At 39.3% G+C, this 25180-nt stretch carries 29 protein-coding genes and 1 riboswitch; of the genes, 10 read left to right on the top strand and 19 right to left on the bottom strand.

Annotated features, from left to right (window positions below):
- Nucleotides 1-19: 19 nt before the first annotated feature.
- From F903_RS11120 to F903_RS11135, 4 genes are all read right to left on the bottom strand, one after another.
- A complete protein-coding gene (locus tag F903_RS11120) occupies nt 20-1264 on the bottom strand; it encodes a D-amino acid dehydrogenase (protein WP_005197097.1) in 1245 nt (414 codons plus the stop codon).
- Between the two features lie 184 nt (nt 1265-1448).
- A riboswitch (glycine riboswitch) is annotated at nt 1449-1538 on the bottom strand.
- 136 nt (nt 1539-1674) lie between these two features.
- Nucleotides 1675-2166, bottom strand: a complete 492-nt coding sequence (locus F903_RS11125) for a hypothetical protein (RefSeq protein ID WP_005197098.1) — start codon at nt 2164-2166, stop codon at nt 1675-1677.
- A 111-nt stretch (nt 2167-2277) separates the two neighbouring features.
- Nucleotides 2278-3675: a class II fumarate hydratase gene (gene fumC / locus F903_RS11130; protein WP_005197099.1), complete on the bottom strand. Its 1398-nt coding sequence runs from the start codon at nt 3673-3675 to the stop codon at nt 2278-2280.
- Between the two features lie 152 nt (nt 3676-3827).
- Nucleotides 3828-4835 carry an NAD-dependent epimerase/dehydratase family protein gene (locus F903_RS11135; RefSeq protein WP_005197102.1) on the bottom strand — a complete coding sequence of 336 codons (1008 nt, stop codon included), beginning with the start codon at nt 4833-4835 and terminating at the stop codon, nt 3828-3830.
- Nucleotides 4836-4902: 67 nt separating this feature from the next.
- Here F903_RS11135 and tusD point away from each other — a divergent pair, with 67 nt between their 5' ends.
- The 4 genes from tusD to F903_RS11155 are packed head-to-tail and all read left to right on the top strand — an operon-like array spanning nt 4903 to nt 6308.
- Nucleotides 4903-5271: a sulfurtransferase complex subunit TusD gene (tusD, locus tag F903_RS11140; protein WP_005197104.1), complete on the top strand. Its 369-nt coding sequence runs from the start codon at nt 4903-4905 to the stop codon at nt 5269-5271.
- Between the two features lie 43 nt (nt 5272-5314).
- Nucleotides 5315-5665, top strand: a complete 351-nt coding sequence (locus tag F903_RS11145) for a hypothetical protein (protein ID WP_004670934.1) — start codon at nt 5315-5317, stop codon at nt 5663-5665.
- Between the two features lie 11 nt (nt 5666-5676).
- Nucleotides 5677-5961: a hypothetical protein gene (locus F903_RS11150; RefSeq protein ID WP_005197105.1), complete on the top strand. Its 285-nt coding sequence runs from the start codon at nt 5677-5679 to the stop codon at nt 5959-5961.
- A 35-nt stretch (nt 5962-5996) separates the two neighbouring features.
- Nucleotides 5997-6308 (top strand): TusE/DsrC/DsvC family sulfur relay protein, encoded by a 312-nt coding sequence (locus F903_RS11155; protein ID WP_004670930.1) that lies wholly within the window; start codon nt 5997-5999, stop codon nt 6306-6308.
- 10 nt (nt 6309-6318) lie between these two features.
- On the opposite strand, the gene F903_RS11160 is transcribed toward F903_RS11155, so the two are convergent.
- Nucleotides 6319-7182 (bottom strand): DMT family transporter, encoded by an 864-nt coding sequence (locus F903_RS11160; RefSeq protein ID WP_004670928.1) that lies wholly within the window; start codon nt 7180-7182, stop codon nt 6319-6321.
- Between the two features lie 123 nt (nt 7183-7305).
- Between F903_RS11160 and F903_RS11165 the strand changes: the two genes are divergently transcribed.
- The gene (locus F903_RS11165; RefSeq protein ID WP_005197106.1) at nt 7306-8700 is read left to right on the top strand and encodes an aminotransferase-like domain-containing protein; all 1395 of its coding nucleotides are present in this window, start codon (nt 7306-7308) and stop codon (nt 8698-8700) included.
- Between the two features lie 33 nt (nt 8701-8733).
- Here the strand turns inward: F903_RS11165 and F903_RS11170 are convergent, their stop codons facing one another.
- The 11 genes from F903_RS11170 to F903_RS11220 all read right to left on the bottom strand — a co-directional run bounded on the left by F903_RS11170 (nt 8734) and on the right by F903_RS11220 (nt 19268).
- Entirely contained in the window at nt 8734-9216 is a 483-nt protein-coding gene (locus tag F903_RS11170; RefSeq protein ID WP_005197107.1) for a winged helix-turn-helix transcriptional regulator, read from the bottom strand.
- A gap of 174 nt (nt 9217-9390) precedes the next feature.
- On the bottom strand, nt 9391-10629 hold the full coding sequence (locus F903_RS11175; RefSeq protein WP_005197109.1) for a molybdopterin molybdotransferase MoeA: 1239 nt from the start codon (nt 10627-10629) through the stop codon (nt 9391-9393).
- On the bottom strand, nt 10629-11552 hold the full coding sequence (gene moaCB, locus F903_RS11180; RefSeq protein ID WP_005197110.1) for a bifunctional molybdenum cofactor biosynthesis protein MoaC/MoaB: 924 nt from the start codon (nt 11550-11552) through the stop codon (nt 10629-10631). The genes F903_RS11175 and moaCB overlap by 1 nt, the downstream gene beginning before the upstream one ends.
- Nucleotides 11553-11569: 17 nt before the next feature.
- Entirely contained in the window at nt 11570-12067 is a 498-nt protein-coding gene (locus tag F903_RS11185) for a molybdenum cofactor biosynthesis protein MoaE (protein ID WP_005197113.1), read from the bottom strand.
- A gap of 2 nt (nt 12068-12069) precedes the next feature.
- The gene (locus tag F903_RS11190) at nt 12070-12321 is read right to left on the bottom strand and encodes a MoaD/ThiS family protein (RefSeq protein WP_005197114.1); all 252 of its coding nucleotides are present in this window, start codon (nt 12319-12321) and stop codon (nt 12070-12072) included.
- 26 nt (nt 12322-12347) lie between these two features.
- Nucleotides 12348-13376, bottom strand: coding sequence for a GTP 3',8-cyclase MoaA (moaA, locus tag F903_RS11195; protein WP_005197116.1), 1029 nt, complete (start codon nt 13374-13376; stop codon nt 12348-12350).
- Nucleotides 13377-13655: 279 nt separating this feature from the next.
- A complete protein-coding gene (locus tag F903_RS11200) occupies nt 13656-15941 on the bottom strand; it encodes a molybdopterin-dependent oxidoreductase (protein ID WP_005197118.1) in 2286 nt (761 codons plus the stop codon).
- A gap of 480 nt (nt 15942-16421) precedes the next feature.
- Nucleotides 16422-17018 (bottom strand): nitroreductase family protein, encoded by a 597-nt coding sequence (locus F903_RS11205; RefSeq protein WP_005197123.1) that lies wholly within the window; start codon nt 17016-17018, stop codon nt 16422-16424.
- A 185-nt stretch (nt 17019-17203) separates the two neighbouring features.
- Entirely contained in the window at nt 17204-18322 is a 1119-nt protein-coding gene (gene ftsY, locus F903_RS11210) for a signal recognition particle-docking protein FtsY (protein ID WP_005197125.1), read from the bottom strand.
- Between the two features lie 117 nt (nt 18323-18439).
- Nucleotides 18440-18769, bottom strand: coding sequence for a hypothetical protein (locus tag F903_RS11215; RefSeq protein ID WP_005197127.1), 330 nt, complete (start codon nt 18767-18769; stop codon nt 18440-18442).
- Nucleotides 18770-18908: 139 nt separating this feature from the next.
- Complete coding sequence (locus F903_RS11220; RefSeq protein ID WP_005197129.1) at nt 18909-19268, bottom strand: hypothetical protein; 360 nt, start codon at nt 19266-19268, stop codon at nt 18909-18911.
- Nucleotides 19269-19509: 241 nt separating this feature from the next.
- On the opposite strand from F903_RS11220, the gene F903_RS11225 reads away from it, so the two are divergent.
- The 3 genes from F903_RS11225 (at nt 19510) to F903_RS11235 (ending at nt 21002) form a co-directional block, all read left to right on the top strand.
- Nucleotides 19510-19743: an SEL1-like repeat protein gene (locus F903_RS11225; RefSeq protein ID WP_004671340.1), complete on the top strand. Its 234-nt coding sequence runs from the start codon at nt 19510-19512 to the stop codon at nt 19741-19743.
- A 309-nt stretch (nt 19744-20052) separates the two neighbouring features.
- Entirely contained in the window at nt 20053-20430 is a 378-nt protein-coding gene (locus F903_RS11230; protein ID WP_034595035.1) for a DUF2750 domain-containing protein, read from the top strand.
- Nucleotides 20431-20570: 140 nt separating this feature from the next.
- The gene (locus F903_RS11235) at nt 20571-21002 is read left to right on the top strand and encodes a CBS domain-containing protein (RefSeq protein WP_004671344.1); all 432 of its coding nucleotides are present in this window, start codon (nt 20571-20573) and stop codon (nt 21000-21002) included.
- A gap of 100 nt (nt 21003-21102) precedes the next feature.
- Here F903_RS11235 and F903_RS11240 read toward each other — a convergent pair whose 3' ends face one another.
- Complete coding sequence (locus F903_RS11240) at nt 21103-22317, bottom strand: aspartate aminotransferase family protein (RefSeq protein ID WP_005197132.1); 1215 nt, start codon at nt 22315-22317, stop codon at nt 21103-21105.
- A 167-nt stretch (nt 22318-22484) separates the two neighbouring features.
- Here F903_RS11240 and grxD point away from each other — a divergent pair, with 167 nt between their 5' ends.
- Nucleotides 22485-22826 carry a Grx4 family monothiol glutaredoxin gene (grxD, locus tag F903_RS11245; RefSeq protein ID WP_004671348.1) on the top strand — a complete coding sequence of 114 codons (342 nt, stop codon included), beginning with the start codon at nt 22485-22487 and terminating at the stop codon, nt 22824-22826.
- A 43-nt stretch (nt 22827-22869) separates the two neighbouring features.
- Here grxD and F903_RS11250 read toward each other — a convergent pair whose 3' ends face one another.
- Nucleotides 22870-23193 carry a hypothetical protein gene (locus F903_RS11250; RefSeq protein WP_005197133.1) on the bottom strand — a complete coding sequence of 108 codons (324 nt, stop codon included), beginning with the start codon at nt 23191-23193 and terminating at the stop codon, nt 22870-22872.
- 128 nt (nt 23194-23321) lie between these two features.
- On the opposite strand from F903_RS11250, the gene F903_RS11255 reads away from it, so the two are divergent.
- Complete coding sequence (locus tag F903_RS11255; RefSeq protein WP_005197136.1) at nt 23322-24242, top strand: LysR family transcriptional regulator; 921 nt, start codon at nt 23322-23324, stop codon at nt 24240-24242.
- A gap of 37 nt (nt 24243-24279) precedes the next feature.
- Here F903_RS11255 and map read toward each other — a convergent pair whose 3' ends face one another.
- Nucleotides 24280-25074, bottom strand: a complete 795-nt coding sequence (map, locus tag F903_RS11260) for a type I methionyl aminopeptidase (protein ID WP_004671354.1) — start codon at nt 25072-25074, stop codon at nt 24280-24282.
- Nucleotides 25075-25180: the final 106 nt, after the last annotated feature.

The following is a 25180-nucleotide window of genomic DNA, read 5'->3' on the forward strand; positions in this document are numbered from 1 at the left end:
CCATCGGCTTCATAAAGACTTAGCTTGGAAACTTCTGCGCAATTTCTTGGCTTATCAAGACTGCCGTAGCGGCAGATAATGTCCAGCCTAGATGACCATGTCCTGTATTGTAAAACACGCGCGATTGCTTACCTTGTCGCACCACTGGCAACATATTTGGCATCATCGGACGCAAACCCGCCCAAGGCACAACATGCTCTGTTGAAATATCAAAATTTTGATTGACCCAATTAACCAAAGGCTGGATGCGATCAGCACGGATATCACGGTTATAACCATTGAACTCCGCTGTTCCAGCAACACGAAAACGATCAGCGCCCAATCGCGAAGTCACAATTTTTGCGCTTTCATCCAATAAGCTCACCCAAGGTGCATTGTTTACACTACGCTCGTCGTTAAGCTGGACTGTAATAGAGTAACCTTTTACAGGATAAACGTTGATACTATCTCCAAGCATATCGGCCAATTGATAGCTACCTACACCCCCACAAACCACGATCAAATCTGCTTCGATTTCAGTAATCTGCTCTGAGTCAGGATGTGTATTTTCTGAACTGTTTTTACATCGGACGATCACTTTATCTTGTAGACATTGAACATCGACCACATCTAAACCAAAACGATATTTCGCACCATACTCTTGTGTTTTTTCAGCTAAGCCCACAGAGTATTTATGAATATCTCCTGTTGCATCTCCAGAAGTGTAATATCCACCAAAATATGTACCTGTTAAATTGGGTTCAATTGCCTTCATTTCTTCGGGCGTGATTGCATTACGTTCCAGTTTCCCTTCGACTAGCACATCATTCACTTTTTTTGCGATTTCAAAGTCTTCTTTGGTATGGTACATATGCAAAATACCACGTTTTTCCAAATCAAAAGAAATGTTCTCTTTCTCTGCAATTTCAAATAAACGTTGTCTCGCCAATAACGCTAAACGTACAGTCTCAATGGTGTTGGCTTTATAATTTTTAATGTGAGTCAAAAACTCAACGAGCCAGCGGTATTTGTGCACACTAAAAGATGGATTGAGCAATAATGGTGCATCTTTTTTGCCCATCCATTTCATACCTTTGAGCACAGTTGCTTTTTGATTCCATACTTCAGCATTACAGGCGGACAATTGTCCACCATTGGCAAACGAGGTTTCCATTGCTGGAAATAAGTGTCGATCTATTACCGTCACCTCATAACCGAGTTTAATCAATTCATAAGCAGACGTTACACCCGTAATCCCCGCACCAATTACAACAACATGTGGCATAGCAAACTCCTAGAAATGCAGAACATTCCTTAATGCGTAGCCCCATCTGTCATGGTACCTGAGAGTTTTGGCAGATGATTACCAATTAATCATTGAGCCTTCCCCTTCGGTGAGTGTTTTTCATAGAAGAAATAAATTAAAATATATGTTTCTACAAATTGAGCACTGCTCTCCAGATTGTATGTCTATTATTACAGTCCTTCTGCCTGAGAGTTTCCGGGGTCGTTGCTCCTTCGGCGAGTTCATTGAAGAACTTCTCTCCCGCAATAATATTTATATCCCTGCAAGCAATATATATGCCGCTTGAAAATTCAGACACTAAAATCTTGTAACTGTTTGTAGATGAAAATTTTATGTCAGTGATCGTTATAGATCAATAAAAAAGCAGACCCTAAGTCTGCTTTCTGTCATTAAAATTTACCTTGCAAAATTTGCTCTGAAAATTGCCCTTTCCATTGCTCGCGCAATGTAGGTAAATAGAACTTTTCCCCAATCGCCAACAATTCCGCATCGATCAACGCATGAATTTCATGCATCAACACATAGTCCAACGCAAGTAATGACAGTTGAGTTTGTTTTTGTGCAATCCGTTTACGTTGAGTTTGGGCTTTTTTTACCAGCTCATTTGCAAAATCTTTATCTTTATATGTGGTAATTGCACTTAAACGCAATTCAATGACACCCCAACCTTCCAGTAACTTTTTAAAAATTTCAAAATCTTTTGAATTGGCTTCCCACGTTAAATTTTCTAAGTCGTTATCATCAGGCAATACTGGCAATAATAAATCAACGGTACTTGGAAATATTTTCTTTAAATTCAACAGAAACTTAACAGGATTTTCATGAGACAGACCAGAATATTGAATATGAGTTTGAGTATCTGTTAAATAAATATTAAGCATAGTAAAACAATGGTCTAGTCAATCAAACCAATATTGTACGCAGTTCACTTTGTAAAAACCACTCATAAAAAAGTCCCCCCATAAATGAGAGGACGTACAATTAAGATAAAATCACGACTTACTGTTCGGCGATACCATATTTTCAGGCTTAACAACCTCATCAAATTGCTCAGCCGTGACCAGACCCAATTCAACTGCAACTTGTTTTAAAGTTTTATCTTCTTTATAGGCAGTTTTGGCAACTTTGGCTGAGTTTTCATAACCAATCACAGGATTCAATGCAGTGACTAACATTAAAGAGTTATGTAAGAAATGGTCAATTTTCTCACGATTTGGCTCGATGCCCACCGCACAATGATCGTTAAAACTATTACATGCATCACCCAGCAACTGAATCGACTGTAATAAGTTATAGGCAATCACAGGCATAAATACATTTAATTCAAAGTTACCAGATGCACCTGCCACATTGATAGTCGTATCGTTACCTAATACTTGAGCAACCACCATGGTCATGGCTTCGCTTTGAGTCGGATTGACTTTACCCGGCATAATACTAGAACCAGGTTCATTTTCTGGAATACGAATCTCACCAAAACCACAACGAGGACCACTCGCCAACCAACGAATATCATTGGCAATTTTATTTAAACTCACGGCCAATGTTTTTAATGCACCCGAAGCAAATACTGCTGCATCGCGTCCAGCTAAAGCTTCAAATTTATTCGGCGCAGTGATAAACGGAAGTCCAGTAAGCGCAGACAACTGCTCTGCCGCTTTGACTGCATAATCAGGATGGGCATTTAAACCTGTACCGACAGCCGTACCACCCAACGGTAATTCATATAAACCTGCGAGTGCTTGATGTAGACGCTTCACGCCATGCTCTAATTGTGATACATAACCACTAAACTCTTGTCCCAAAGTCAGTGGTGTCGCATCTTGTAAATGTGTACGTCCTATTTTGACGATATCATTAAACTCATCTGATTTACGCTGTAAAGTAACTTTGAGTTTTTCAACCGCTGGAATGAGCAGCTCATTGATTTGAAGACTTGCCGCAACATGAATCGCAGTGGGGAAAGAGTCATTGGTGGATTGAGCACGATTGACATGGTCATTCGGATGTACCGGTTTTTGCGCACCGAGTACTTGTCCTAGTTTTTGATTGGCTATATTGGCAATGACTTCATTACAGTTCATATTGCTTTGCGTGCCTGAACCTGTTTGCCATACCACTAACGGGAACTGAGCATCCCACTGTCCAGCTATCACTTCTTCAGCAGCCCCGACAATATATTCACTCAGATCTTGGGGAAGTTGTTTCAGCTCAGCATTGGTGATTGCGGCTGCCTTTTTGACCAAACCCATTGCACGTATCATTGCGCGTGGTAAACGCTCTTGACCGATCTTAAAGTTCTGTAAACTTCTTTGCGTTTGCGCACCCCACAAGGCTTCATTGGGAACTTCAATCTCCCCCATGGTGTCGTGTTCAATTCGCATTTGCATATCATCAACCTCTGCTCTATTTGGTTAAAATTTTCACGGGCTGAAGCAAATAGATGCTTTGGCTAGCTCAGTCGTAGAATATCTCTATAAATGTCCGACAACAGGTATCATTATCGTCAAACAGGTTATTATTGTAAATAAGAATCATTAACTTAATTACCTTTTAAAGTATTGAGATAAAATCTCCATTCATCTTCAAGCATTTTGGTTAAGGAACGTTTCGGCTCCCAATTCAGTACTTTTTTTACCTTATCAATATTTGCGCCTAACTGAGACAACTCCTGATTTTGATAAACTGCTGGCTGAACACGAATCTCAGCCTGCGTCACTTTTGCGATTTCATCTAATAAGCTTTGAATAGAAGTTAGCTGCGAATGTGCAATATTAAAAGACTCTAAACAATTGCTTTGCGTTTCTAACCAATCCATCGTCATCAATATCGCATCACAAGCATCTAACACATGTAAGAAACTACGTTCTACCGTGTGATCCGTTGTTTCTGCTTGATTTTGCAACTCGATACAATCTCTTTGCATCGCTGCAACTTGTAAAGCAAGAGGCACAATATTTTTAGGGAGTTGAGTAACATACTCACCCAATACGCCATGCTCAAATGCACCAACAATATTGGATAAACGAAAATTCACGATTTTCCATTCGTGATCAACCTTATAGGTATCGGCTATAATATCTTCAACAATTTGTTGGGTTCGAATATAAGGATTGGCAGAACGATAATTAAATTCTGTATCTTCTGATAGCTGAGAATCAGACTTCCCGTAAACAGCTAAACTAGATAAATTCAACAACTGCCTTACACCCATTCGCTGCATGGCTCGTAATAAACTCATGATACAACTGACATTGTCGTTATAATACTCAAGCGGTTTCAAAGCAGATTCTTCGAGAGATTTAAAACTTGCAGTATGAATAACAGTATCGATTGAATATTGTTCAAATACTTTATTTAGCGCTGGTGTATTACGAACATCCAACTTTACAAATGGAATATACATACCTGAGATATATTCCAATCGCTCTAAGGTCTGTAAGGTAGAATTAGCTAAATTATCAACAATAACTATTTCTTTCCCTTGAGCCAATAAACTCAAAGCAATATGTGAACCGATAAAGCCTAAACCACCTGTCAGCAAAATCATTGTATAATTACCTTCTTTTTAATTATGCCCACCTTCATTTCGCCTATATGACCATAGTGAATATTCAATGAGTACACTACTGCTAATTACTTCTGCGCCTACTTCAGTAATGGCTTGGCACGCATTCGGTTTAGCGCAAGCATTACGAGATAAGCATGAAGAAATTCGTGTCTTCTTTTACCAAGACGGTGTTCAGGTTGCGAACGATTTACAGTGGTTTCCTGATGATCAACGCAATCTGAAACAAGAATGGCAAAAGCTCGGCATTCGACTCCCTGTCTGTGTCAGTGCTGCCCTTGCTCGGGGAATTACTGATGCGAGTAATGCACAACGCCATTCACTTCAACATTACAATCTAGCGCAGGGTTTTGAGCTAGTTGGGCTAGGTGAGCTTGCTGATGCAGTGCAAGATTGTTCTCGTCTAATTCAATTTTAATTTAAGTTCTTTAATAGAGTGTTGCTTTTAAAAGGTAAATTGTGTGAAATCTGTACTTGTCATCCTAACGCAGCCCAATTTAACCAGTTTGCAGGTCAACGAAAGCTTGTCTGCAACTATGGTTTTAGCAACCTTTGGTATTTCTGTCAAAGTTTTATTAAAAGACGCGGCACTAAGTTTATTGAACAATCAGTTAACATTCGATCAACTCAAGCATGCGTTTAAAGTCGCATCAAATATGGTCGAAAGTTTTGAGTTTTATGATTTAACGCCTATTTTGATCGAAACAAAAAATCAACAACTCAGTGTGATTCAAAATACTGAACAAGACATCGAATTTATTGAACTCAATCCACAGTTCATTCAATCATTTGACCATGTATTGTATTGGTAAGGAATCATTCGATGCAAAATACAACTTTATTTTTGATCCAGCCACCCTATTCACAACTTGATAAAATGTGGGCTGATTTATGTCAAATGGCTCAAGCTGATGACTCGATTGTGATTATGGGTGATGCGGCGTTGCATATCCCCCAAACTATTTTAGATCGTTTTTCTCATCTTTATGGTTTAAGCAGCGAGCAAAGCTTATTAAATGTTGAAATTAAAGAGTATGTGAAAATTATAGAATATACTCAATTCGCTGATTTAGTTTTACATTTTGATCGCTGTGTGACGTTGAAATAATCCATTTCCAGTTTTAAATTTACTTAGGCTATTTTATGCAATTAGAGTTAGATCAAGATGGTCATTTGCTTGATTATACGATTTGGAATCAAGAAGTCGCTCATGAATTGGCTAAATCTTTGGATTTAGAACTAACAGCATGGCATTTTGAAGTGCTTCATGCGGTACGTCAATTTTACCAGCAATTCGGGCACTCACCAGCAACTCGTCCATTGATTAAATTTCTAATGAAAACGGTCAGTCCTGAAATTAATAATGCGGAACTACAGCAGCGATTTAATACAGGTTTAGTTGCTCGTCATTTGAGTCGTTTGGCTGGCGTTCCTAAACCTGCAAATTGTTTGTAATCCTTTTGAATCAAGCAAATTTCTTGGCACAAGTCACACAAGCAATGACTGCTACGGTCACCACAAACATGGTCATACTTACCTGCTCATGTAAGATGACTGCTGCAATCGCCAACCCAAATATCGGTTGTAATAGTTGTAACTGCCCGACTGCCGCAATACCACCAAGTGCCAACCCCTTATACCAAAAGAAAAAACCGATAAGCATACTGAAAATGGATACATAAGCTAAGCCCAATGTTGCAGACCATGAAATTTGTTCAAAACTGGTAGGGATATACAAATAAGAAATAACAAGCATGATGGGTAACATCAAAATAAGTGCCCAACAGATCACTTGCCAACCACCTAAATGTTTTGACAGCTTTCCACCCTCAGCATACCCAAATCCGCAGAGTATGATGGCTAGCAGCATAAAAATGTCACCATAGTTGAATAGCCAACTTTGGGTTTGAATCAACATAAAAGCAAACACAAGTGCTGCTCCTAAGATTGCAAATAACCAAAATGCAAAATTAGGCCGCTCACCGCCTCGTAACACACCAAAAATGGCGGTAGCCAAAGGCAATAATCCTACAAAAACAATGCTATGGGCAGCACTAACATATTGCAACGCTAAAGCAGTAAACAGTGGAAAACCAATAACAACACCAATTGCAACATACAATAGCGGCATCCAGTCTTTTTTCTCAGGTAATTTTTGACGTGATAAGAGGATTAAAATTAGCCCTAGCACCCCTGCAATCGCAGCCCTTGCGGCAGTTAAAAATGTCGGACTAAAATCCATGACTGCAACACGTGTTGCAGGTAAAGAGCCCGCAAATATCACGACACCTATGAGTCCATTCACCCAACCATTGCTTAAAAACTTCATTTCATCACTCCACATCTATATGGAGAATTTAAACTGTGTTAAGGTTTATATACCACACACAGTACAGTACAATTTTAAATAACCGTACTGTATAAATCACCAATACAGTTCAAGAGCGAATGGATGAAAACAACAAAAATTGATTTCGTTATACAACATGTCCATGAGCAGATTAAAAATCGTTCATTGATGCCTGGTTCGAGATTAATGTCTGTACGTGCTTTGGCTAGTCGACTTAATTTATCGATCTCAACAATTGTCGAAGCATATGAACGCCTTGCCGCTCAAGGCCTAATCGAAGCTAAAACAGGTTCAGGGTATTTTGTTGCAGGTCCTCTCGCGCCATTATCTATTTCGGAAATTCACCCTAAGATAGATCGAAACATTGACCCATTATGGATTTCAAGACAAGCATTAGAAGCAACACAAGATGTTCTGAAACCTGGATGCGGCTGGTTACCCGATGATTGGATGCCTCATGAAAATATTCGTAAAGCGGTTCGAAAAATTTCAAAAGCCAATGCAAAAATCCTGACCGATTATTCGACCCCGCTTGGTCTACCTGCATTACGTGAGCTACTTTCACGTAAAATTTTAACTAAAGGAATCGAAGCAAGTCCAAATCAAATTTTACTCACTGACTCTGGCACACAAGCAATTGATTTAATTTGTCGTTATTTTTTAAAGCCAAATGATGTTGTTCTCGTCGACGATCCTTGTTATTTTAATTTTCATGCGTTACTTAAAGTTCATCAAATACAAATCGTTGGTGTACCTTATACGCAAACGGGTCCTGATATAGCAGCATTCTCCCAAGCAATTAAAACCTATAATCCTCGTTTATACATAACTAATTCAGCAATTCACAACCCAACTGGCGCAATATTAACTGCTTCAACGGCGTATCAAATTTTAAAGCTTGTTGAACAATCCAATTTGATTGTAGTCGAGGATGATATTTTTGCTGATTTAGAATTACATACAGCGCCACGACTTGCTGCACTGGATGGATTATCACGCGTCATACATATTGGTAGTTTTTCAAAAACCTTGTCTGGTTCAGTTCGGACTGGATATCTCGCCACTAAATCTGAATGGATTGAAGATTTAACCGATATAAAAATCGCAACTTGTTTTGGTGGCAATCAGTTATCAGCTGAAATCTTATATACAGCATTAACGGATGGGAATTATCGAAAGTATTTAGAGGAATTAAAAATACGCTTGTCCAGAGCAATGGATTCAACCATCAAGCAATTAGAAACACTCGACATAAAGCCTTGGGTTAAACCACAGGCAGGAATATTTCTATGGTGCAAATTAGCAGATCATTTAGACAGTACTCGCATTGCCAAAACCTGCCTTGAACATGGTGTAATTTTGGCGCCGGGAAATGCATTCAGCCAAAGCCAAAATTATCAAAATTTCATTCGTTTTAATGTCGCACAATCTTTAGATCCAAAGATTTTCGATGTTCTATCCCATGCAATTCAAGATGAAATAGAACGACAAAAATAGGGGGATGACTGAAATGCCAAAAGACCCTAAAAATCATGCACTTTTTTGTTTTTGCTCTAAAAATGCAAAATAACCTGGCCCAGCTGTCGCCCGTACATCTTTCACTTGAATAGGCTCGTCACATTCTGAGCAGACCATTCTAGGTATCATTTTCTTTCCACAGTGCTTGTGAGTAAACTCAATCGGCTTTCCAAGCCCCATATCCATCCATTTATCCGCCCATTGTACCATCGACAACATAATCGGATATAAGTCTAAACCTTTGTCTGTCAATCGGTATTCAAAACGCTCCTGTCGCTCCACATAGGGAACTTTAACCAGAATACCATGTTCAACTAAACGCTTTAATCGTTCAGAAAGAACATGTCGTGTTAAACCTAAGCTACGTTGGAAATCATCAAAACGATGGATACCCATAAACGCATTACGCAAGATCAACATCGTCCATCGATCACCCAGCACAGAAAGCGCTCGCGCAACTGAACAAGGTTGATCACCGATTTCTTCCCATTTCATTATTATCACCAAATCATTATTTTAAAGTTTTTAAAAGACATTGAACCTTGTCTTGAACCGTAAGCTTAGAAACTAAGCAATATAAAATACAGTAACGACCTCAGCGATCAGATGCAATATTGGTACTGAGCTAAAAGTGAAAAAAACAATTAGTTTACAGAATACAATCAAATCCTAATCGTGAATAAATAGCCCAGAGACCAGTTGTCCTGCTTCTATTTTAATATTGGCAGGAATACGAACCAAACAATTTGCCTGCATGAGATTACTCAGCATATGAGATTGCTGTTTAGCCAAGCTTTGTAGTTTAAGTTGCCCGTAATCAAAGTAGGCATGCATTCTCAAAAAACGTTCACGCGCATCTGATTTGAGTTCATACGTCAGAACAGCGCTAAACCACTGTAATGGTTGATCTTGATTTTGTAGAGCATCTAATAAAGTTTTGCCATAAATCTGCATTGCCACATATACGGCGGCTGGATTTCCTGGTAATCCGAGTAAATAACAAGGATGACCCTCACTATTTAGTGGCTTATATTCTGCAAAAAACAGCGGTTTACCCGGTTTTTGTTTTACTTTCCAAAAAACTTGCTGAAAACCCGTTTCAAATGCACAGGGACGTACAAAGTCATAATCTCCAACTGAAACACCACCAGTGGTAATAATCACATCATACTGTTGTTTCAACTGTTCAAAGCAGTCTCTAACTTGTTCTGCTTCATCAGCAATATGCAAAATCTCCACATCTAGCCCATAATCATTGAACCATGCTTTCAACAATGGACCATTAGCATCGAAGACTTTACCTGCTTGTAAATCCGCAGGTGTTTCCGCAACTTCGTCACCTGTAACCACAACGGCAACTTTGGGCACAGCAAAAACCTCGATGCTTTGCACCCCTGCCATACTCAACGCTGCAAGCGCACCAATATTAATTTTCTGGCCAACATCAGCCAATTGTTGGCCAACTTGGATTTCTTCACCAGTAAATCGAATATCTGCTTGTGGTTTGATATGTTCAGCTAACCGAATTTTAGCATCAGACTCAACAACGACGATTTCCTGTCTTGCAACATGTGTTGTACCTTCAGGAATTTTTCCGCCGGTAAAGATCCGAATCGCTTGCCCCTGCTGCAACGGACGATCAGATACACTGCCTGCTTTGATTTCGCCTTTCAGGTCAAAGCGAGCATCTTGAAGATGCTCAAGCGTGGTATTCAATGCATAGCCATCGACTGCACTTTGAGAAAAGTTTGGTAAATTTACATTTGAATAAACCGCTTCAGCCAAATAACGATTAAGACACTGCCCTAAAGGCAATGTCTCTGTCGCAAGTACTTGAGGTCGTGTTTGAATCAGTTGTAATGCTTCATCAATACTGATTAAACCTTTTTCAGCACCACATCCAGACATTATTCATAACCTCCAGGATGAGGTAAGTCACGGCACACATCAAAAATATGGACTAACGCTGGTAAAATTGCGGCCATTGATTCACTTGCGCCACCGCGACTACCCGGTAAAGTCACCACCAATGAACGATCAATAAAACCAGCAACACCACGAGACATCGCAGCATAAGGGGTACGTCTTTGACCAAATGCACGAGAAGCTTCCATCAAACCATCTAATTTACGTTCCATGAGAGGTTCAAGTGTATCGACAGTAATATCACGCTTACTAATCCCAGTACCGCCGACCGTCATAATACATGCATAGGACTTGGTCAGCTCTAAAACCAAATCTTTCAACTGATCTGGTTCATCGGCTAAGATTTGATAATGAATCGGATCAAATCCAGCTTCAGTCAAAGTATCAACCACGGATTTACCCGCAGTATCAGGTTTACGTCCCGCCGCAACAGTATCAGAGAGTACAATCACGGCAGCCGAAACAGCTTGGCGCAAATTACGCTTAAAGTGAGATTTACCACCTTTTTTCTTCAATAATTTACATTGATCCAAGCACAGTTCGTCAGGTTCACAATGTGGCTTTAACATATCGTAAATGGTCAACCCTGCTAAACTCGCAGCGGTTAACGCTTCCATCTCAACCCCAGTTGGCCCAATGGTTTCTACCGTAGTCAAAATCACGACATGATCATCTTGTAGGTCATATTCCACATCAGCACGATAAATTGGTAGCGGATGACACAGTGGAATCAGCTCATCTGTACGTTTTGCTGCCAAAATACCTGCGATACGGGCTGTTTTTAAAGCATCGCCTTTTTCGGTATTTCCATCACGCAGCAACTGAATACAATGTGGTGGTGCATATAAAATTGCTTGTGCTTCTGCGACACGATAACTTTCAGGTTTCATCCCAACATTTTTCATTTTAACTTCCTAAAACCTTATTCGTGTGTATGCTCATGTGTGCAATGGCTATGAACATGAGGTTGAGTCTCGACTTCAGTCGTATCTTTGCGGATACAACAACCCTCAACATATTGGCTGGTGCCATCCATAAAGAATTCCTCTTTCCAAATCGGCACTTCATGCTTGACCCGTTCCACTGCTTCTTCGCAAGCCTGAAATGCTTCACGGCGATGAGCAGCATAAGCAATCGCAATAATCGCGGTTTCGCTGACATCCAAAAAGCCGATACGATGCATAACTCGCACATATGAAATCTGATATTTATCTTTTATTTGCTGCTCGATCTCACGAATCATTTTTTCAGCGACGGGTGTATAAGCCGTATATTTTAAGGCTTTAACCGCTTTTCCTTCATGATGATTACGCACCGTACCAACAAAAATATCAATACCACCACATTCAGGAAAGCTTTGGATTGGATCAAAACGATCTAAACTTAAAGCTTGATCTTGAACTCTAGCAAATTCACGCATTTTTATCCTCCTGCGACTGGTGATAACAGCACTAAGGTACATGAAGAAGCCAATGCTGTTTGTCGAGCTACGATGTCCTCCCCAATAGCACAAGCGCATTTTTCCATCGCGGTTGCAGACTCAGGATAAAGTGATACTACATGTGCGAGCACATCTTGAACCAATTGATCAGCAGCAAACTCAAATGCTAATGCCTTTGGTAATAATCGCTCTATAGCGCCAAAGGCTTCAATTTTAATTTCAACAGTTTGCATTTCTTCTCCAGACCACATTTTCCAAACTAACCACCCAACATATGCATACTAATCTTACGTAACTGCTGATGTTGTATCACGTGATAACCTTTCGCTTTTTGCCATATATAAGGTTTTATTTGTAAATCGAGTTGTTGGAAATCAATCGCTTTATCTAAACCTTGTTGCCGAATTGCATCTAACAAATAGGGCTTAATATTTAAGCCTTGTTGCGCAAAAAGACAATTATATAACTCACCCAGTGCAGTCAATCGAATCCGATCACATTCACCACAAAATGAATGGGTAATGGTCGAAATAATGCCGATACGATATGTTCCATCGAGTTGATATTGACGTGCAGGTTCATGTTGTTGTTGGATGAGCTGAATATCATAGTGCGGTTTGAGTTGTTCTAAAATTTCCGCCTCACTGACCACAGCTTGATCTGTCCAATGCTGATCACCATCCAAAGGCATAAACTCGATAAACCGTAATGGAATATTGTGATGTTTTGCCCATTTCACCATCGGCAAGATTTGGTCATCATTCTGACCTTTCATCAATACACAATTTATTTTAAATGGCAGTTGGGCTTGCTGAGCTGCTTCGATCCCCGCTAAAACAGGTGCTAAATCTTTTTTTGTTAATATTTTAAATTGAGCAGCATCTAAACTATCAAGGCTAATGTTTAAATCATCTAAACCCGCATCTTTAAGCTGTTGTGCATATTTTGCGAGATAATGTGCGTTAGTCGTGATCGAAATACGCTTCAAACCTAAAGCTCTCAAAGCTTGCAAATCACGAATTAAGTGAACCACACCCTGACGCATTAATGGCTCACCACCCGTAATACGGATGTTTTCAATGCCTTGTTGAACCATATACTGGCAGAATATCAATAAAGCCTCAAAACTCAGTAAATCTTGTTTTTTCATCCATTCTGGATGTTCAGGCATACAATAAATGCATTTGAAATTGCAACGATCAGTCACAGAAATCCGTAACTTCCGTTTAATACGACCATACTGATCCTTTAAAATCGGTAATGGCGTGTTGGCTATCTCATGCGTCATTATATGCACTCATATTGTGAATCTTCCCACTGTGGTTAGCACAAATGCTGTGCATCATCGTTTGACTAATCGCTGTGGGTTGCTTTTTTATAGCAATAATTATTCCAATCTATAATAATTGATGCGTGTTGTGTCGTTTATTCGTTCAATTAAGCAACTTCTTCAATCATAAAACAACAATTAATGCAGTTATGCATCATATCGTCCCAAACCATACCGCACCATCTTTTACCACTATTTCATAAAAACGAAACAAATGAGTGCGGCATCATTCTTATCTCACGACGCTTGTACAAGCTCTAAACGCACAGGTACATACTTATGATATGGCGTCTTGGACAAAGGATCACAATGCTGAGTAGACGTTAGTCGATTTAGCTGCGGTCCTATTGGCTCACCACCACGATAACGCAAACCATAACCATGTGGTAATGACACTACACCCTTACGCATCCCCTCATCAAGCTCAACAGTAACTTGAATCTGCCCATGCGCAGAAAGACATTGCAAAGAATGACCTGTTTCCACCCCAAGTTTCAATGCATCCTCAGGGTTCATTCTTAAGCGACCTTCTGCATCAACTTTACGCCACGCTGGATCACGATAGATTTGATTGGCGTTATAGCTACGACGCTCACCTGCCAATAGAATAAATGGATAATCATTCGATAAATGTGGTGATTGTTGAGCCAATTGTGCCAACTCGACAAACATTTCAGGAATTGCTAGGCGAATTTTCTGATCTTTATAAGCAATCAAACGCCATACATCTGCATATTCATGTTGTGACAACACCACACCTGAACGTTGTTCTAAGATGGTTTGGAACAATTTAACACCTAGATTGAGACGATTACCCACATATCCTGCTCGCTTCACAGCTTTATAATGCTGAGCCGCATACTGCATACATAATGGAAGTAACAATGCGGTAGACGCAGCGTCATTTGGTAAAGTCTTGCCTAAAGTGCGATACACAATAGATGCTGCAAAAGGAATCAATTTCTTATTCCGAGCGAAACTCACTCCAAGTGCTGCAAAATACGCTAGATAAATCCGACTCGCCGAATCTTTTGCTGCAATCTTACTCAAAATAGGAAACTGTTTCGGCATCACCTGCATTGCTTCGAGCAAACGCGTGTAAATTTCTGCTTCAGTTAAGGTATCGCCCTGTGCTTGAAAAAGTGGGTGGCGTAAATGGAAGCCATTTTTAGGAAATTCCAAATTAAACCCCGTAAACTCCCACTTCTCGAACTGAGTATGTGCAGGCAAAATATAATGCGCCAAACGTGCAGTTTCTGTCATCGCCACATCTACCACGACTAAGAGATCAAGCGATTGAAAAGCCTGTTCATAGGCTGAAGTATCGGGATATGTAAGTAACGGATTACAACTATCGACAAATACCGCACGAACCCGTTTTTCACCTGCTTTTAGAATTTCATCAGGTAAAATATTTGGCGGGAAAAATCCAGAAATCGGAAACATTTCATGATGAACTGTACGACGATATTTAGGGTTTCGCTCATCGGTATCAGTCAAAATCGGAATGAACATCGTATGTAAGTTATTGGTCCCTTGTTTACCAAAATGCCCTGCTAATAAATATAAAAGCTTCTCTAAATAGCCATTCAAGGTCGTATTCAAAGTATGTTGAATACCTAAATCAATCCGAATACAGCCACGTTTCGCTTTAGTAAAGTCACGAACAATTTGATAAATCAGCTCAACTGAAACATCCGCTTTTTGGATATATTCTTCGATTGGAATACTCAGAAATGCCTGCTTAACCTCATTAAAACCATGGGTGTGTTGTTGAATGAACGCTTGGTCATATAAGTCTTCACGTAACATGATCGCGATCATGGCTGACATTAGATAAGAATCTGTTCCTGGTTTTAATTGAATATGAATATCAGCTTGTTTGGCAGTTTCTGTCAGCCGCGGATCAAACACCACCATGGTTCGATTGGGATCTTTTTTGATATGTTTTAAAGTATCCCGTGCATTTGGAATACCATGCGCCTGAAATGGGTTGGTTCCAATAAACAAGACATAATCAGCATGTTCAACGTCTTCTGTGGTATGACAAGCTTGGCTTCCAAACAAACGACCATTGACCCAAAAATCCCCTGTTTTTTCTTGAGCGAGTGCATTATAAGCATAGAAACTTTTCATGGCATACAGTAACTGACGAGCATAAGCTGCGCCTAAGTGATTGCCCTGTCCACCACCGCCAACGGAAGCAAACGCTGTTCCACCATGCGTATCACGGATACTGACCAACTTCTCTGCGATTTCTTGAATCGCTTGATCCCAAGAAATTTCTTGAAATGAGCCGTCTGCTTGTCTTTTCAAGGGTGAGGTCAATCGGTCGGCATGCTGTTGATAGTGTTGTAAGCGCGCTGCCTTTTGGCAAATATAACCTTGAGAAAAAGGATGCTGAGGATCCCCTTTGATTTTTTTAAATTGGTTATTTTCGATTTCTACACTCAGTCCACAATTTCGTGAACATAGAATGCATGCGGTTACATCCTGTCTCGATGCTGGCGTTGTTATTGTCATGTGTTTTCACCTTATCCTTGTTATGAAAATTGGCCCATAAAACAAATTTTCCTTGCTGATCTCATAACATCTACAAAATTTTGATCATGTTCAACACTGGTTTCGACTTGATTGTGTTGGGATGGTTAATTTAAAGCTTATTTGCACATGTTCATCTGAATTCAAATCAATCGAGTTCCAAAATAGAACTTATTTAAGAAAAGGTCAAGAACACAATGTATTGCCTTTTCAATAATTCAATTATTTTAATCTCAAAACGCGTGTTGAATAATAGTGCTGCCAGTGACTTAACCAAACTAACTCATTAAAATCTTGTAATTTTATGCCTAAATACACTCGATTAAAATTACCTACCGCGCCGATTGTCGATAAAAATGTATAATTAAAAAATTCGTACTGCTTTTGGCGAATTTTGCTGTTTTTCTTATCACAACAAAAAGAGCACATTAAGTGCTCTTTTAGGTTAAAAACGATTTAAACTTAATTAAATGTTTTAAAGCGAATGGCATCATCCATATAGGTTTTTTCGCCTGCTGGAGCTTCAATTGAACCAAATACAAGCTGAGCGCGTAATTTCCAATTTGCTGGAATATCAAAAGTTTCAGCAACTTCGGCATCTACAATTGGATTGTAGTGTTGTAATGATGCACCTACACCGATTTCAGCCAATGCCGTCCAAGTCGCGAACTGAGCAATTGCACTTGAATGTTCAGACCATACTGGGAAATTATCTGCGTACAACGCGAACTGCTCTTGTAAACCTTTTACAACGTCTTGATCTTCGTAAAACAATGCCGTACCAAAACCAGCCGCAAAGCTATCAATTTTTGCACTTGTATTTGCAAATGCGTCTGCAGGAACCATTTTACGCAAAGTTTCACGAACGATTTCCCAAAATTTGCTATGAGACTCACCATATAGAGTAACAACACGTGAGGTTTGTGAGTTAAATGAAGATGGACTTTGTTTTACTGCTTCACGAATGGTTTCTTCAATGGTTACTTGATCAACTGAAACGTTTTTACCAATTGCATAAATTGTACGACGTGTTTTGATACTATTTAAAAAGCTACTCATGTTGTTATTCCTACCTATGACCTAAAGGGAGTTATCTTGGATTGAGGTCAGTTTATAACGCTTCATTTTTTAGGCATAGCCCCAAAAACATAACAGATCGTTCTATTTTCGCAACATATCTCTTTTTCTAGAGCATAAAAAAACTCCACCTCATCATAAAGTGGAGTTCCTAATATCATCAGAACTTATTTATCTGTTTCAAATAATGCAGCAACAAATGACTTCGCTGAGAAAGGACGTAGATCATCAATTTTCTCACCCACACCGATATAACGAATTGGCACATGAGTACGGCTAGCGATATTGAATAACACACCACCTTTCGCTGTACCATCCAACTTGGTAATCGTAATACCCGTCAAACCTACTGCTTCATCAAATAATTGTACTTGATTAATCGCATTTTGACCCGTGCCCGCATCTACGATCAACATGATTTCATGTGGCGCAGTCGCATCAATCTTTTGCATCACACGTTTCACTTTTTTAAGCTCTTCCATTAAGTGCGATTTATTTTGCAAACGACCTGCTGTATCCGCAATTAAGACATCCATACCTTTAGCTCGTGCACTTTCAAAAGCATCAAAAATTACGGATGCGCTGTCAGCACCATTGCCTTGAGCAACCACAGGAATGTCATTGCGCTCACCCCAAATTTGTAATTGCTCAGTAGCCGCAGCTCGGAAGGTATCGCCTGCCGCAAGCATGACTTTTTTGCCTTCACCCTGTAAACGTTTTGCAAGCTTACCAATCGTTGTGGTTTTACCCACTCCATTTACACCAACCATCAAAATCACATAAGGGGATTTGTTTGGATCGATATGTAACGGTTTTACACGTGGCGCAAGTAAAGCGACCAGCTCTTCTTGCAAAGCTTTATACAAAGCATTTGAATAAATCAAATCACCACGTGCAGTTCTTTCAGTCAGGTTTGCAATAATTGTTTTAGTCGCATCAACACCGATATCAGCAACAAGTAATTGTTCCTCAACTTCTTCTAATAACTCATCATCAATTTCTTTGCCACCAATAAGAATATTGACCATCCCATCCGTAAAACTGCGACGAGTTTTGGTCAAACCATCTTTCATTCGACCAAAGAAACCACCTACTTTTTGTTGATCATCGTTCTCTGGTTCTGACGTTGATTCTAAAATTTCAATAACTGGAGTAGCTTCAACTTGAGTCTGCACAGGTTCAATAATTGGAACATCGACAGCAGGTAAACTCGGCAACGTGACATCATCATCGCCGATATCAGCATTTATCAAGAATTTATTTTGCATATTCGATTGCTGTTGCATGTCGATTCCTTGAGAAAAAAGCAGCTTTTTAGAAGGTGGCCAGTCTAGCATAAAATCCTATTTTTTACTGACCAAGACCAAGCATTCAGTTATAAATGGAAGCCAATCAGCTAAAACTTATTCATCCTCTTTGGCCATTGCTGGGTACTGTCGAATACGATTTGATTCAAATTGATACGCATTCAAAAGCTTCAGATACTCTACACGGCGCACTTGATGTTGTTGCAATACATTCTCAGCCATATTTTGAGTTCTTGGATGGCTTGCTTGTTCTGAAAGTCGAATGATTTGCTGATACTGAAATGTATTAATCGGACGCTGCAACGCACTATACGCAAGTAGAAAAATAGACAATAAAATAAGACTAACCAAAATATTGTAAAATTGGTCAAATTTAAATCCGAACTTGGATTGCAAGAATTTATATTTAGAAATGATAGACAACATAACCTACCTCTGAGTTATGAAGTAGTGTATGTGTCTGATTCGCTCAGAACAAGTATCAAGTTTAATGATCTTTCACAGACGATTGCGTTATAGGCTGTTTTTCCACCAATAACGCAATTTTAAAAAGAGATCAAAAAACTTATGCCATGAGTGTTCGAACAAAAGCAAAGTATAGAATCAGTGCAATAATCGCCAAGCTAATAAAGATTGCAAACATCCCTACACCGTTTTCAGCATCCGCTGGATGTAATTCATCATCGTCAGCGATACGCATCAGCTCTCCATTATAAATTTCATAAAAGCGATCTTTTTGCTCAGGCGTCAAACGAATTGCAAAATCATAAACGCGTTTACGCTGTGCAAGACAATAGTCACCCAAATGAATTTCTTGATGAAATACTGCTTCATCAAGCAACTTACGATGGTAATGAGCCAAAGCAATAATTTGGTTTTCTGATGGTGGAATATCAAAGCTTAAACCATCTATGATAGCTGACATGTTATTCTCCTTTTCTTTTATTTTCACTTTGATTTTACTTAAAATTACTTGTTCACAGTGTTTAATCGTGTAAGCTTTTATTTAAACAAAGCGAATAAACGTAAAAGCGAGTTAAATATTTGACAATTCCATTAATTTTGTCATAATAACTTCACAATACAATGTTAAATTAGCTTAAATTCAGAGCAATGTAGCTTTGAATAGAATATGCGGTAATCATAATTAAAATAAGGAGTTATATATGATTCAACATTTTACACAACATGAACTAGAACATGTTTATGCAAACGCGGTAAATACAATCCAGTCGCAAAAAAACTTTCTAGATGCCGTGAAAGAGCTTGAACAAGTTGCACAAGCAGGTCACGGGAAAGCGGCATTATTTTTAGCAGAGTTGTACTATCAAGGTTTTCGAGTCGAACGTGACTCCCTGAAAGCCCAGTATTGGCAGAAGATGGCAACCTTACAAGCATGATAAAACGTCACTCAGGTGGCGTTTTTTAATACCTATACTAAATAAAAATATTATTCCCTGAATACTACGCGTTTTGCTTATCTTGCGCTGCCACAAAGCTTTAGTCGCTTTGGTTTACTCAGGTGACGTTTTTTATTCCTTTAATACAAGCCACAACTCTCCAATTGGTGGATGTCCTAATTCACCACTTATGTTGGCATTTGTTAAGGTTTGAGAATATTTGCTTACGATTTTGATGAACAGTTTAAACATAACTGCCGCTTAAGTTTCTTATAATAAAACATAATTAAATAATACCAGTTTAATAATATGTATAGGTTCAATCATTTCCAGCCAGTATCACGAGAGTTGATGATCAAAATCTCGATTCTCAAGACCATGATGTATTGTGGCGTTCTATGGGGACTTTATCACGATGGTTGGGCGATCACATCTGATCAGGATGGGCATGTATTCCCTTTTTGGCTGAATGGTGTGCAAGCACATCGTTATGCACGATCAAATTGGAAACACTACACACCTCGTAAGATTACACCAAAGGATTTTCATGAATCCTTACTTCCCTTGCTCACACGCTTACAAGTCGAACCAGCCCTTTTTAACTCGTCTCATTGCAAATTTAAACTTTCGACTCAGCAAATGCAGCATTTCTTTTTTATGCCGCAGCAACCAATTATTGCCGCTTAGTGCAGTCAAGAACGACTCAATGATGGCTTTTTCTTATAAATGCTTAAAAAGTCATCATTGAAATTAAATTAGGGCTTTGCAATTAAAAAAAATACCGTTAAGTTAAATGAAAATGACAATACAACACAGGTGGATAAACAATGACAATCGTTGCTCAAGTCATAAAAAATAAAGCTGTACAATCAATTTTTACAATCTCACCAAATGCGACTGTACTTGAAGCGATTAAAATTATGGCGGACAAAGGTGTAGGTGCTTTAGTCGTTGCTGAAGATGAAAAAGTCATCGGTATTTTTTCAGAACGTGACTATACCCGTAAGATTGCATTGATGGAACGTTCTTCAAACAGCACACTTGTTGCGGATATTATGACTTCAAAGGTTATTTCAGTCAGTCTAAACAATACCGTAGAAGAATGCTTACAATTGATGACTGATCGCCATTTACGCCATTTACCAGTACTTGATGATGAGAAACTTGTGGGTTTTATTTCAATTGGTGACTTGGTTAAAGCTGCGATGGATGATCAACGTATTCTCATTGAACAGCTTCAACAATATATTTCTGGCTAAAAATCCTCCCCAACCCTCCTTTCATAAAGGAGGGGGGCTATAGACTTAACAGAAAATGGGCAATTAGAAATTGCCCATTTTTATTTCAATTAGTCTACTGTTATGCAGCTAAAAAATCTTGAATCATAGGAACTAGCCGCTTGAGCAATTCATCCGCTTGATCTTGTGTCATATTTAAAGGCGGCAACAAACGTACCACTGAACCTGCTGTGACATTGATAATTAAGTGATATTGATCACGCGCAATCGCAACCAACTCAGCACAGTCTTTTGGTAATTGAATTCCAATCATCATGCCAAAACCACGCACCTGAACATGATGTTCAGCCAGTTGCTCACGTAACTTTTCAACAATATACGTGCCTACTTTTGCCGCGTTTTCAACCGCATTTTCTTGTTGAAGGGTATCTATTACGGTGTAGACCACACGAGAGCCTAGCACAGTGCCACCATAAGTCGAACCATGGCTACCTGCTCCCAATATCCCAACAGCTTTGCCCTGTGTCATCACAGCACCAACAGGGAAACCATTACCCAAACCTTTTGCTGTGGTCATTACATCAGGAATAATATTGGTGTGTTGATAGGCAAAGTATTTACCAGTACGTCCATTTCCTGTTTGGATTTCATCGAGCATCATCAACCAGTTATGCTGATTACATAGAGTGCGAACTTCTTCCAAATAGCTGAAACCTTGCGGTGCAGTATTGACACCACCTTCACCTTGAATCGGTTCAATTAAGATCGCAACAATATCAGGATGATGAATAGCCGCTTCTTGAATTGCTTCGATATCACCAAATGGAACGCGGACGAAACCTTCAACAAGCGGCGCAAAGCCTTCTTGAACCTTTTTATTTCCTGTCGCAGATAAAGTCGCTAAGGTACGACCATGAAACGATTGCTCAGCAACGATAATTTTTGGATTGGCTATGCCTTGTTGTGCACCAAATTTACGTGCAATTTTAATTGCTCCTTCATTTGATTCTGCACCGCTATTTGAGAAAAAGATTTCTTCCATTCCAGAAACCTCTGCAAGTTTCTGTGCTGCGGCTGTCTGCCAAGGAATTTCAAATAGATTACTGGTATGCACCAATGTTGCGGCTTGCTCAGCAATCGCTTCAGCGATAACTGGGTGTGCATGACCTAAGCCACATACAGCAATGCCCGTTAAAGCATCTAAATACTCAGTGCCATCTGCTGTATATAAATACGCCCCTCGTCCTCGCACAAAACTGATCGCTTGGCGACCATAGGTTGCCATAATATGTGATGGTTGATCAGGTTGCACAGGCGCAAGAGTAATATTAGTCATAACAAACTCAATCTATCATTAGTTGTGGTGAAAAAAGTTATATAAGCAAAAACTTGCGTAGATTGAAAGCGCAAACTCACATTTATATAAGAAAAATCTTGAGTAATCCCCCGCGAAGCGATTTTTTTAGGTATATAATGTCGAAAGTTTAGTTGAGGATCTATCTAATGACGGAACAAGCGCGTGATACAGTAGCGTTAATTCGTGATCAAATTGCGAAACACCCTGTTTTACTTTACATGAAAGGCACTCCACAATTCCCGCAATGTGGTTTTTCTGCTCGTGCAGTAGAAGCACTTAGCCAAATTGGTCGTCCATTTGCCTATGTAAATATCTTAGAAAATCAAGATATTCGTGCAACTTTACCTCAAATTGCGAACTGGCCTACTTTTCCACAATTATGGATAAACGGCGAGCTTATTGGTGGTAGCGATATTATGCTTGAAATGTTCCAAAATGGTGAGTTAAAACCATTAGTTGAACAACACAGCGCGGCGCCTGAAGCCTAAGCAGCAAAAGCCAATCAAACGATTGGCTTTTTTTTGATTAAATTTAATTCTGACTAAAACCAATATATCTAAACAGACCTTCCACACCTAAATCTGCTTTATAGATTTGCATTTCATCATAATTTGCCTGTGTGACACTGAGAAAAACATTCATGTTTGGATCTTCATGAATTTCATCAACAGACTGTGGCAATGCTGCTTCAAAACGATCAGCTATATACTCAAAACCTAGATCCATTGCGATAAACAAAGTGTGTTCACAAGGCTGAATATACTGTTCTTGCTCCCAATCTAATACTGCATGATCACAATGAGGGCAGCAAACATTTGCTGTAGCGCTAGACACTTCAACCAGTTGATAAGGCATATTGATTATTTCAAAAAATTTTAAAGATTATAAAAGAATTTATGCTTCACAAAAAACCTCTACTCATCACTTATTTTTGCAACGATATATCTATAAAATAATGAATGTTGCAGAAATGGAATTGAATAATGTTAACTGATTTAGATGATTTTTATTGTTTTGCCCTTGTCGTTGAACATGGGGGCTTTAGTGCTGCGGAACGCGCCACAGAAATCCCAAAGTCTAAACTCAGCCGTAGAGTCTATAATCTTGAAGAACAATTAGGCGTGCGTCTCATCCAACGTAGTTCACGCCATTTTGCTGTAACAGATATTGGTATGGATGTTTATCGACATGCTCAAGTGATGATGAACGCAGCGCAGGCAGCACATGATGCGGTGAATCATTTAAGTAGTGAACCTCGCGGTGTCATAAAAGTCAGTGTTCCAGTTGATATTGCTCAAAATCAAATGACGAAAATCCTACCCAATTTTTTAAAGAAATATCCTGAGGTGCGAGTACAAATGATGGTGAGCAACCGTCGTATTGATGTCATCAACGAGGGAGTAGATGTAGCCTTACGTGTTCGCTCGAAATTAGATGATGATCCAAATTTGGTTTTACGAGAGTTTGAAGCCATTGAGCAACGCCTCTTTGCCAGCCAAGCCTACCTAAATGAATTTGGACATTTAACCACACCAGAACAACTGACCGATCATCGTATTATCAGTATGGCTGAAGATCATCTCGATCAACATTTCTTACTCACCGACCCAAATAAACTACAGAAAAAAATCAAAGTTAATCCTGTCATTATGGGTTCAAACTTACTCATGCTCGCTGAATTAGCCAGTCAAAACTGTGGTATTGCATTACTACCTGATAGCATCGCACAAGACTTCGTTCAATCTGGTCAATTGGTAAAAGTATTGCCTGAGTGGACTGCGCCACATGGTATTTTCCATGCCGTTTACCCTTCACGTAGAGGGTTATTGCCAGCAGTACGGGTATTTATCGACTATTTAGTTGAGCAACTGGCTCAGTGTGCAACAAAAAAGGTTCGATATTAAAATATCGAACCTTTGCTGTACTTCGCAGTTTTCATAATTAAATACTAGGATAATGACCTGTTCCATTCGGCCACGGGGTCAATAACTCAAAACCATCATCAGTAACTGCGACCATGTGTTCCCATTGCGCTGATAGTGACTTGTCTTGGGTGACCACGGTCCAACCATCACTTAACTCTTTAATCTGTGGCTTTCCAGCATTGACCATCGGCTCAATGGTAAAAACCATTCCTTTTTTTAATACCATGCCTTGACCTTTTTGACCATAATGCAAGATATTAGGCTGTTCATGATAAACACGTCCAATCCCATGACCACAGTATTCACGCACGATACTATAGCCTTCACGTTGTGCAACGGATTGAATTGCATGACCAATATCACCCAATGTCGCACCTGGTTTAACCGTATGAATACCCGCTAACATCGCCTCGTAAGTTGTTTCGACTAATTTTTTTGCTTCCGAGGCTGGTTCACCCACAAAGTACATACGGCTGGTGTCACCAAAATAACCATCTTTAATGACCGCAACATCAATATTTAGAATATCACCATCTTGCAAAATCCTTTTCGCAGAAGGAATTCCGTGACACACTTCTTCATTGACCGAAATACAGGTGGTTTTGGTAAAACCGTGATAGCCAACATTGGCAGGAATAACTTGTAATGTATTGACGATATAATCATTACAGATATCATCTAAATATTCAGTTGAAACACCAGCCTTTATATAAGGACCGATCATTTCCAATACTTGTGCCGCCAAACGACCTGAGATACGTAATCTCTCAATATCTTGTTCTGTTTTAATGGTCACAGTAGAAGCTCTCATCCGAGATATTCCTTATAAAAAACAAATTAATTCGAAAAATGCAGATCAAGTATTGCATTGTGTATTTCAGATAGTTGTACGCTTCAACCATCAAATCTTCAATCAT

This window comes from Acinetobacter sp. NIPH 298 (genome assembly GCF_000369505.1).
GTDB lineage: Bacteria > Pseudomonadota > Gammaproteobacteria > Pseudomonadales > Moraxellaceae > Acinetobacter.

What these genes read in the sequence shown, in the direction of transcription:
- F903_RS11235 (WP_004671344.1), top strand. Translation starts at nt 20,571, where the DNA reads ATGACAATCGTTGCTCAAGTCATAAAAAATAAAGCTGTACAATCAATT.
- F903_RS11215 (WP_005197127.1), bottom strand. Translation starts at nt 18,769, where the DNA reads ATGTTGTCTATCATTTCTAAATATAAATTCTTGCAATCCAAGTTCGGA.
- F903_RS11150 (WP_005197105.1), top strand. Translation starts at nt 5,677, where the DNA reads ATGCAAAATACAACTTTATTTTTGATCCAGCCACCCTATTCACAACTT.
- fumC (WP_005197099.1), bottom strand. Translation starts at nt 3,675, where the DNA reads ATGCAAATGCGAATTGAACACGACACCATGGGGGAGATTGAAGTTCCC.
- map (WP_004671354.1), bottom strand. Translation starts at nt 25,074, where the DNA reads ATGAGAGCTTCTACTGTGACCATTAAAACAGAACAAGATATTGAGAGA.
- F903_RS11250 (WP_005197133.1), bottom strand. Translation starts at nt 23,193, where the DNA reads ATGCCTTATCAACTGGTTGAAGTGTCTAGCGCTACAGCAAATGTTTGC.
- F903_RS11220 (WP_005197129.1), bottom strand. Translation starts at nt 19,268, where the DNA reads ATGTCAGCTATCATAGATGGTTTAAGCTTTGATATTCCACCATCAGAA.
- ftsY (WP_005197125.1), bottom strand. Translation starts at nt 18,322, where the DNA reads ATGCAACAGCAATCGAATATGCAAAATAAATTCTTGATAAATGCTGAT.
- F903_RS11205 (WP_005197123.1), bottom strand. Translation starts at nt 17,018, where the DNA reads ATGAGTAGCTTTTTAAATAGTATCAAAACACGTCGTACAATTTATGCA.
- tusD (WP_005197104.1), top strand. Translation starts at nt 4,903, where the DNA reads ATGAGTACACTACTGCTAATTACTTCTGCGCCTACTTCAGTAATGGCT.
- F903_RS11160 (WP_004670928.1), bottom strand. Translation starts at nt 7,182, where the DNA reads ATGAAGTTTTTAAGCAATGGTTGGGTGAATGGACTCATAGGTGTCGTG.
- F903_RS11155 (WP_004670930.1), top strand. Translation starts at nt 5,997, where the DNA reads ATGCAATTAGAGTTAGATCAAGATGGTCATTTGCTTGATTATACGATT.
- moaA (WP_005197116.1), bottom strand. Translation starts at nt 13,376, where the DNA reads ATGACGCATGAGATAGCCAACACGCCATTACCGATTTTAAAGGATCAG.
- F903_RS11175 (WP_005197109.1), bottom strand. Translation starts at nt 10,629, where the DNA reads ATGTCTGGATGTGGTGCTGAAAAAGGTTTAATCAGTATTGATGAAGCA.
- F903_RS11190 (WP_005197114.1), bottom strand. Translation starts at nt 12,321, where the DNA reads ATGCAAACTGTTGAAATTAAAATTGAAGCCTTTGGCGCTATAGAGCGA.
- F903_RS11170 (WP_005197107.1), bottom strand. Translation starts at nt 9,216, where the DNA reads ATGAAATGGGAAGAAATCGGTGATCAACCTTGTTCAGTTGCGCGAGCG.
- F903_RS11185 (WP_005197113.1), bottom strand. Translation starts at nt 12,067, where the DNA reads ATGCGTGAATTTGCTAGAGTTCAAGATCAAGCTTTAAGTTTAGATCGT.
- F903_RS11135 (WP_005197102.1), bottom strand. Translation starts at nt 4,835, where the DNA reads ATGATTTTGCTGACAGGTGGTTTAGGCTTTATCGGTTCACATATTGCT.
- F903_RS11165 (WP_005197106.1), top strand. Translation starts at nt 7,306, where the DNA reads ATGAAAACAACAAAAATTGATTTCGTTATACAACATGTCCATGAGCAG.
- F903_RS11120 (WP_005197097.1), bottom strand. Translation starts at nt 1,264, where the DNA reads ATGCCACATGTTGTTGTAATTGGTGCGGGGATTACGGGTGTAACGTCT.
- F903_RS11225 (WP_004671340.1), top strand. Translation starts at nt 19,510, where the DNA reads ATGATTCAACATTTTACACAACATGAACTAGAACATGTTTATGCAAAC.
- F903_RS11240 (WP_005197132.1), bottom strand. Translation starts at nt 22,317, where the DNA reads ATGACTAATATTACTCTTGCGCCTGTGCAACCTGATCAACCATCACAT.
- F903_RS11200 (WP_005197118.1), bottom strand. Translation starts at nt 15,941, where the DNA reads ATGACAATAACAACGCCAGCATCGAGACAGGATGTAACCGCATGCATT.
- F903_RS11125 (WP_005197098.1), bottom strand. Translation starts at nt 2,166, where the DNA reads ATGCTTAATATTTATTTAACAGATACTCAAACTCATATTCAATATTCT.
- grxD (WP_004671348.1), top strand. Translation starts at nt 22,485, where the DNA reads ATGACGGAACAAGCGCGTGATACAGTAGCGTTAATTCGTGATCAAATT.
- F903_RS11230 (WP_034595035.1), top strand. Translation starts at nt 20,053, where the DNA reads ATGTATAGGTTCAATCATTTCCAGCCAGTATCACGAGAGTTGATGATC.
- F903_RS11255 (WP_005197136.1), top strand. Translation starts at nt 23,322, where the DNA reads ATGTTAACTGATTTAGATGATTTTTATTGTTTTGCCCTTGTCGTTGAA.
- moaCB (WP_005197110.1), bottom strand. Translation starts at nt 11,552, where the DNA reads ATGAAAAATGTTGGGATGAAACCTGAAAGTTATCGTGTCGCAGAAGCA.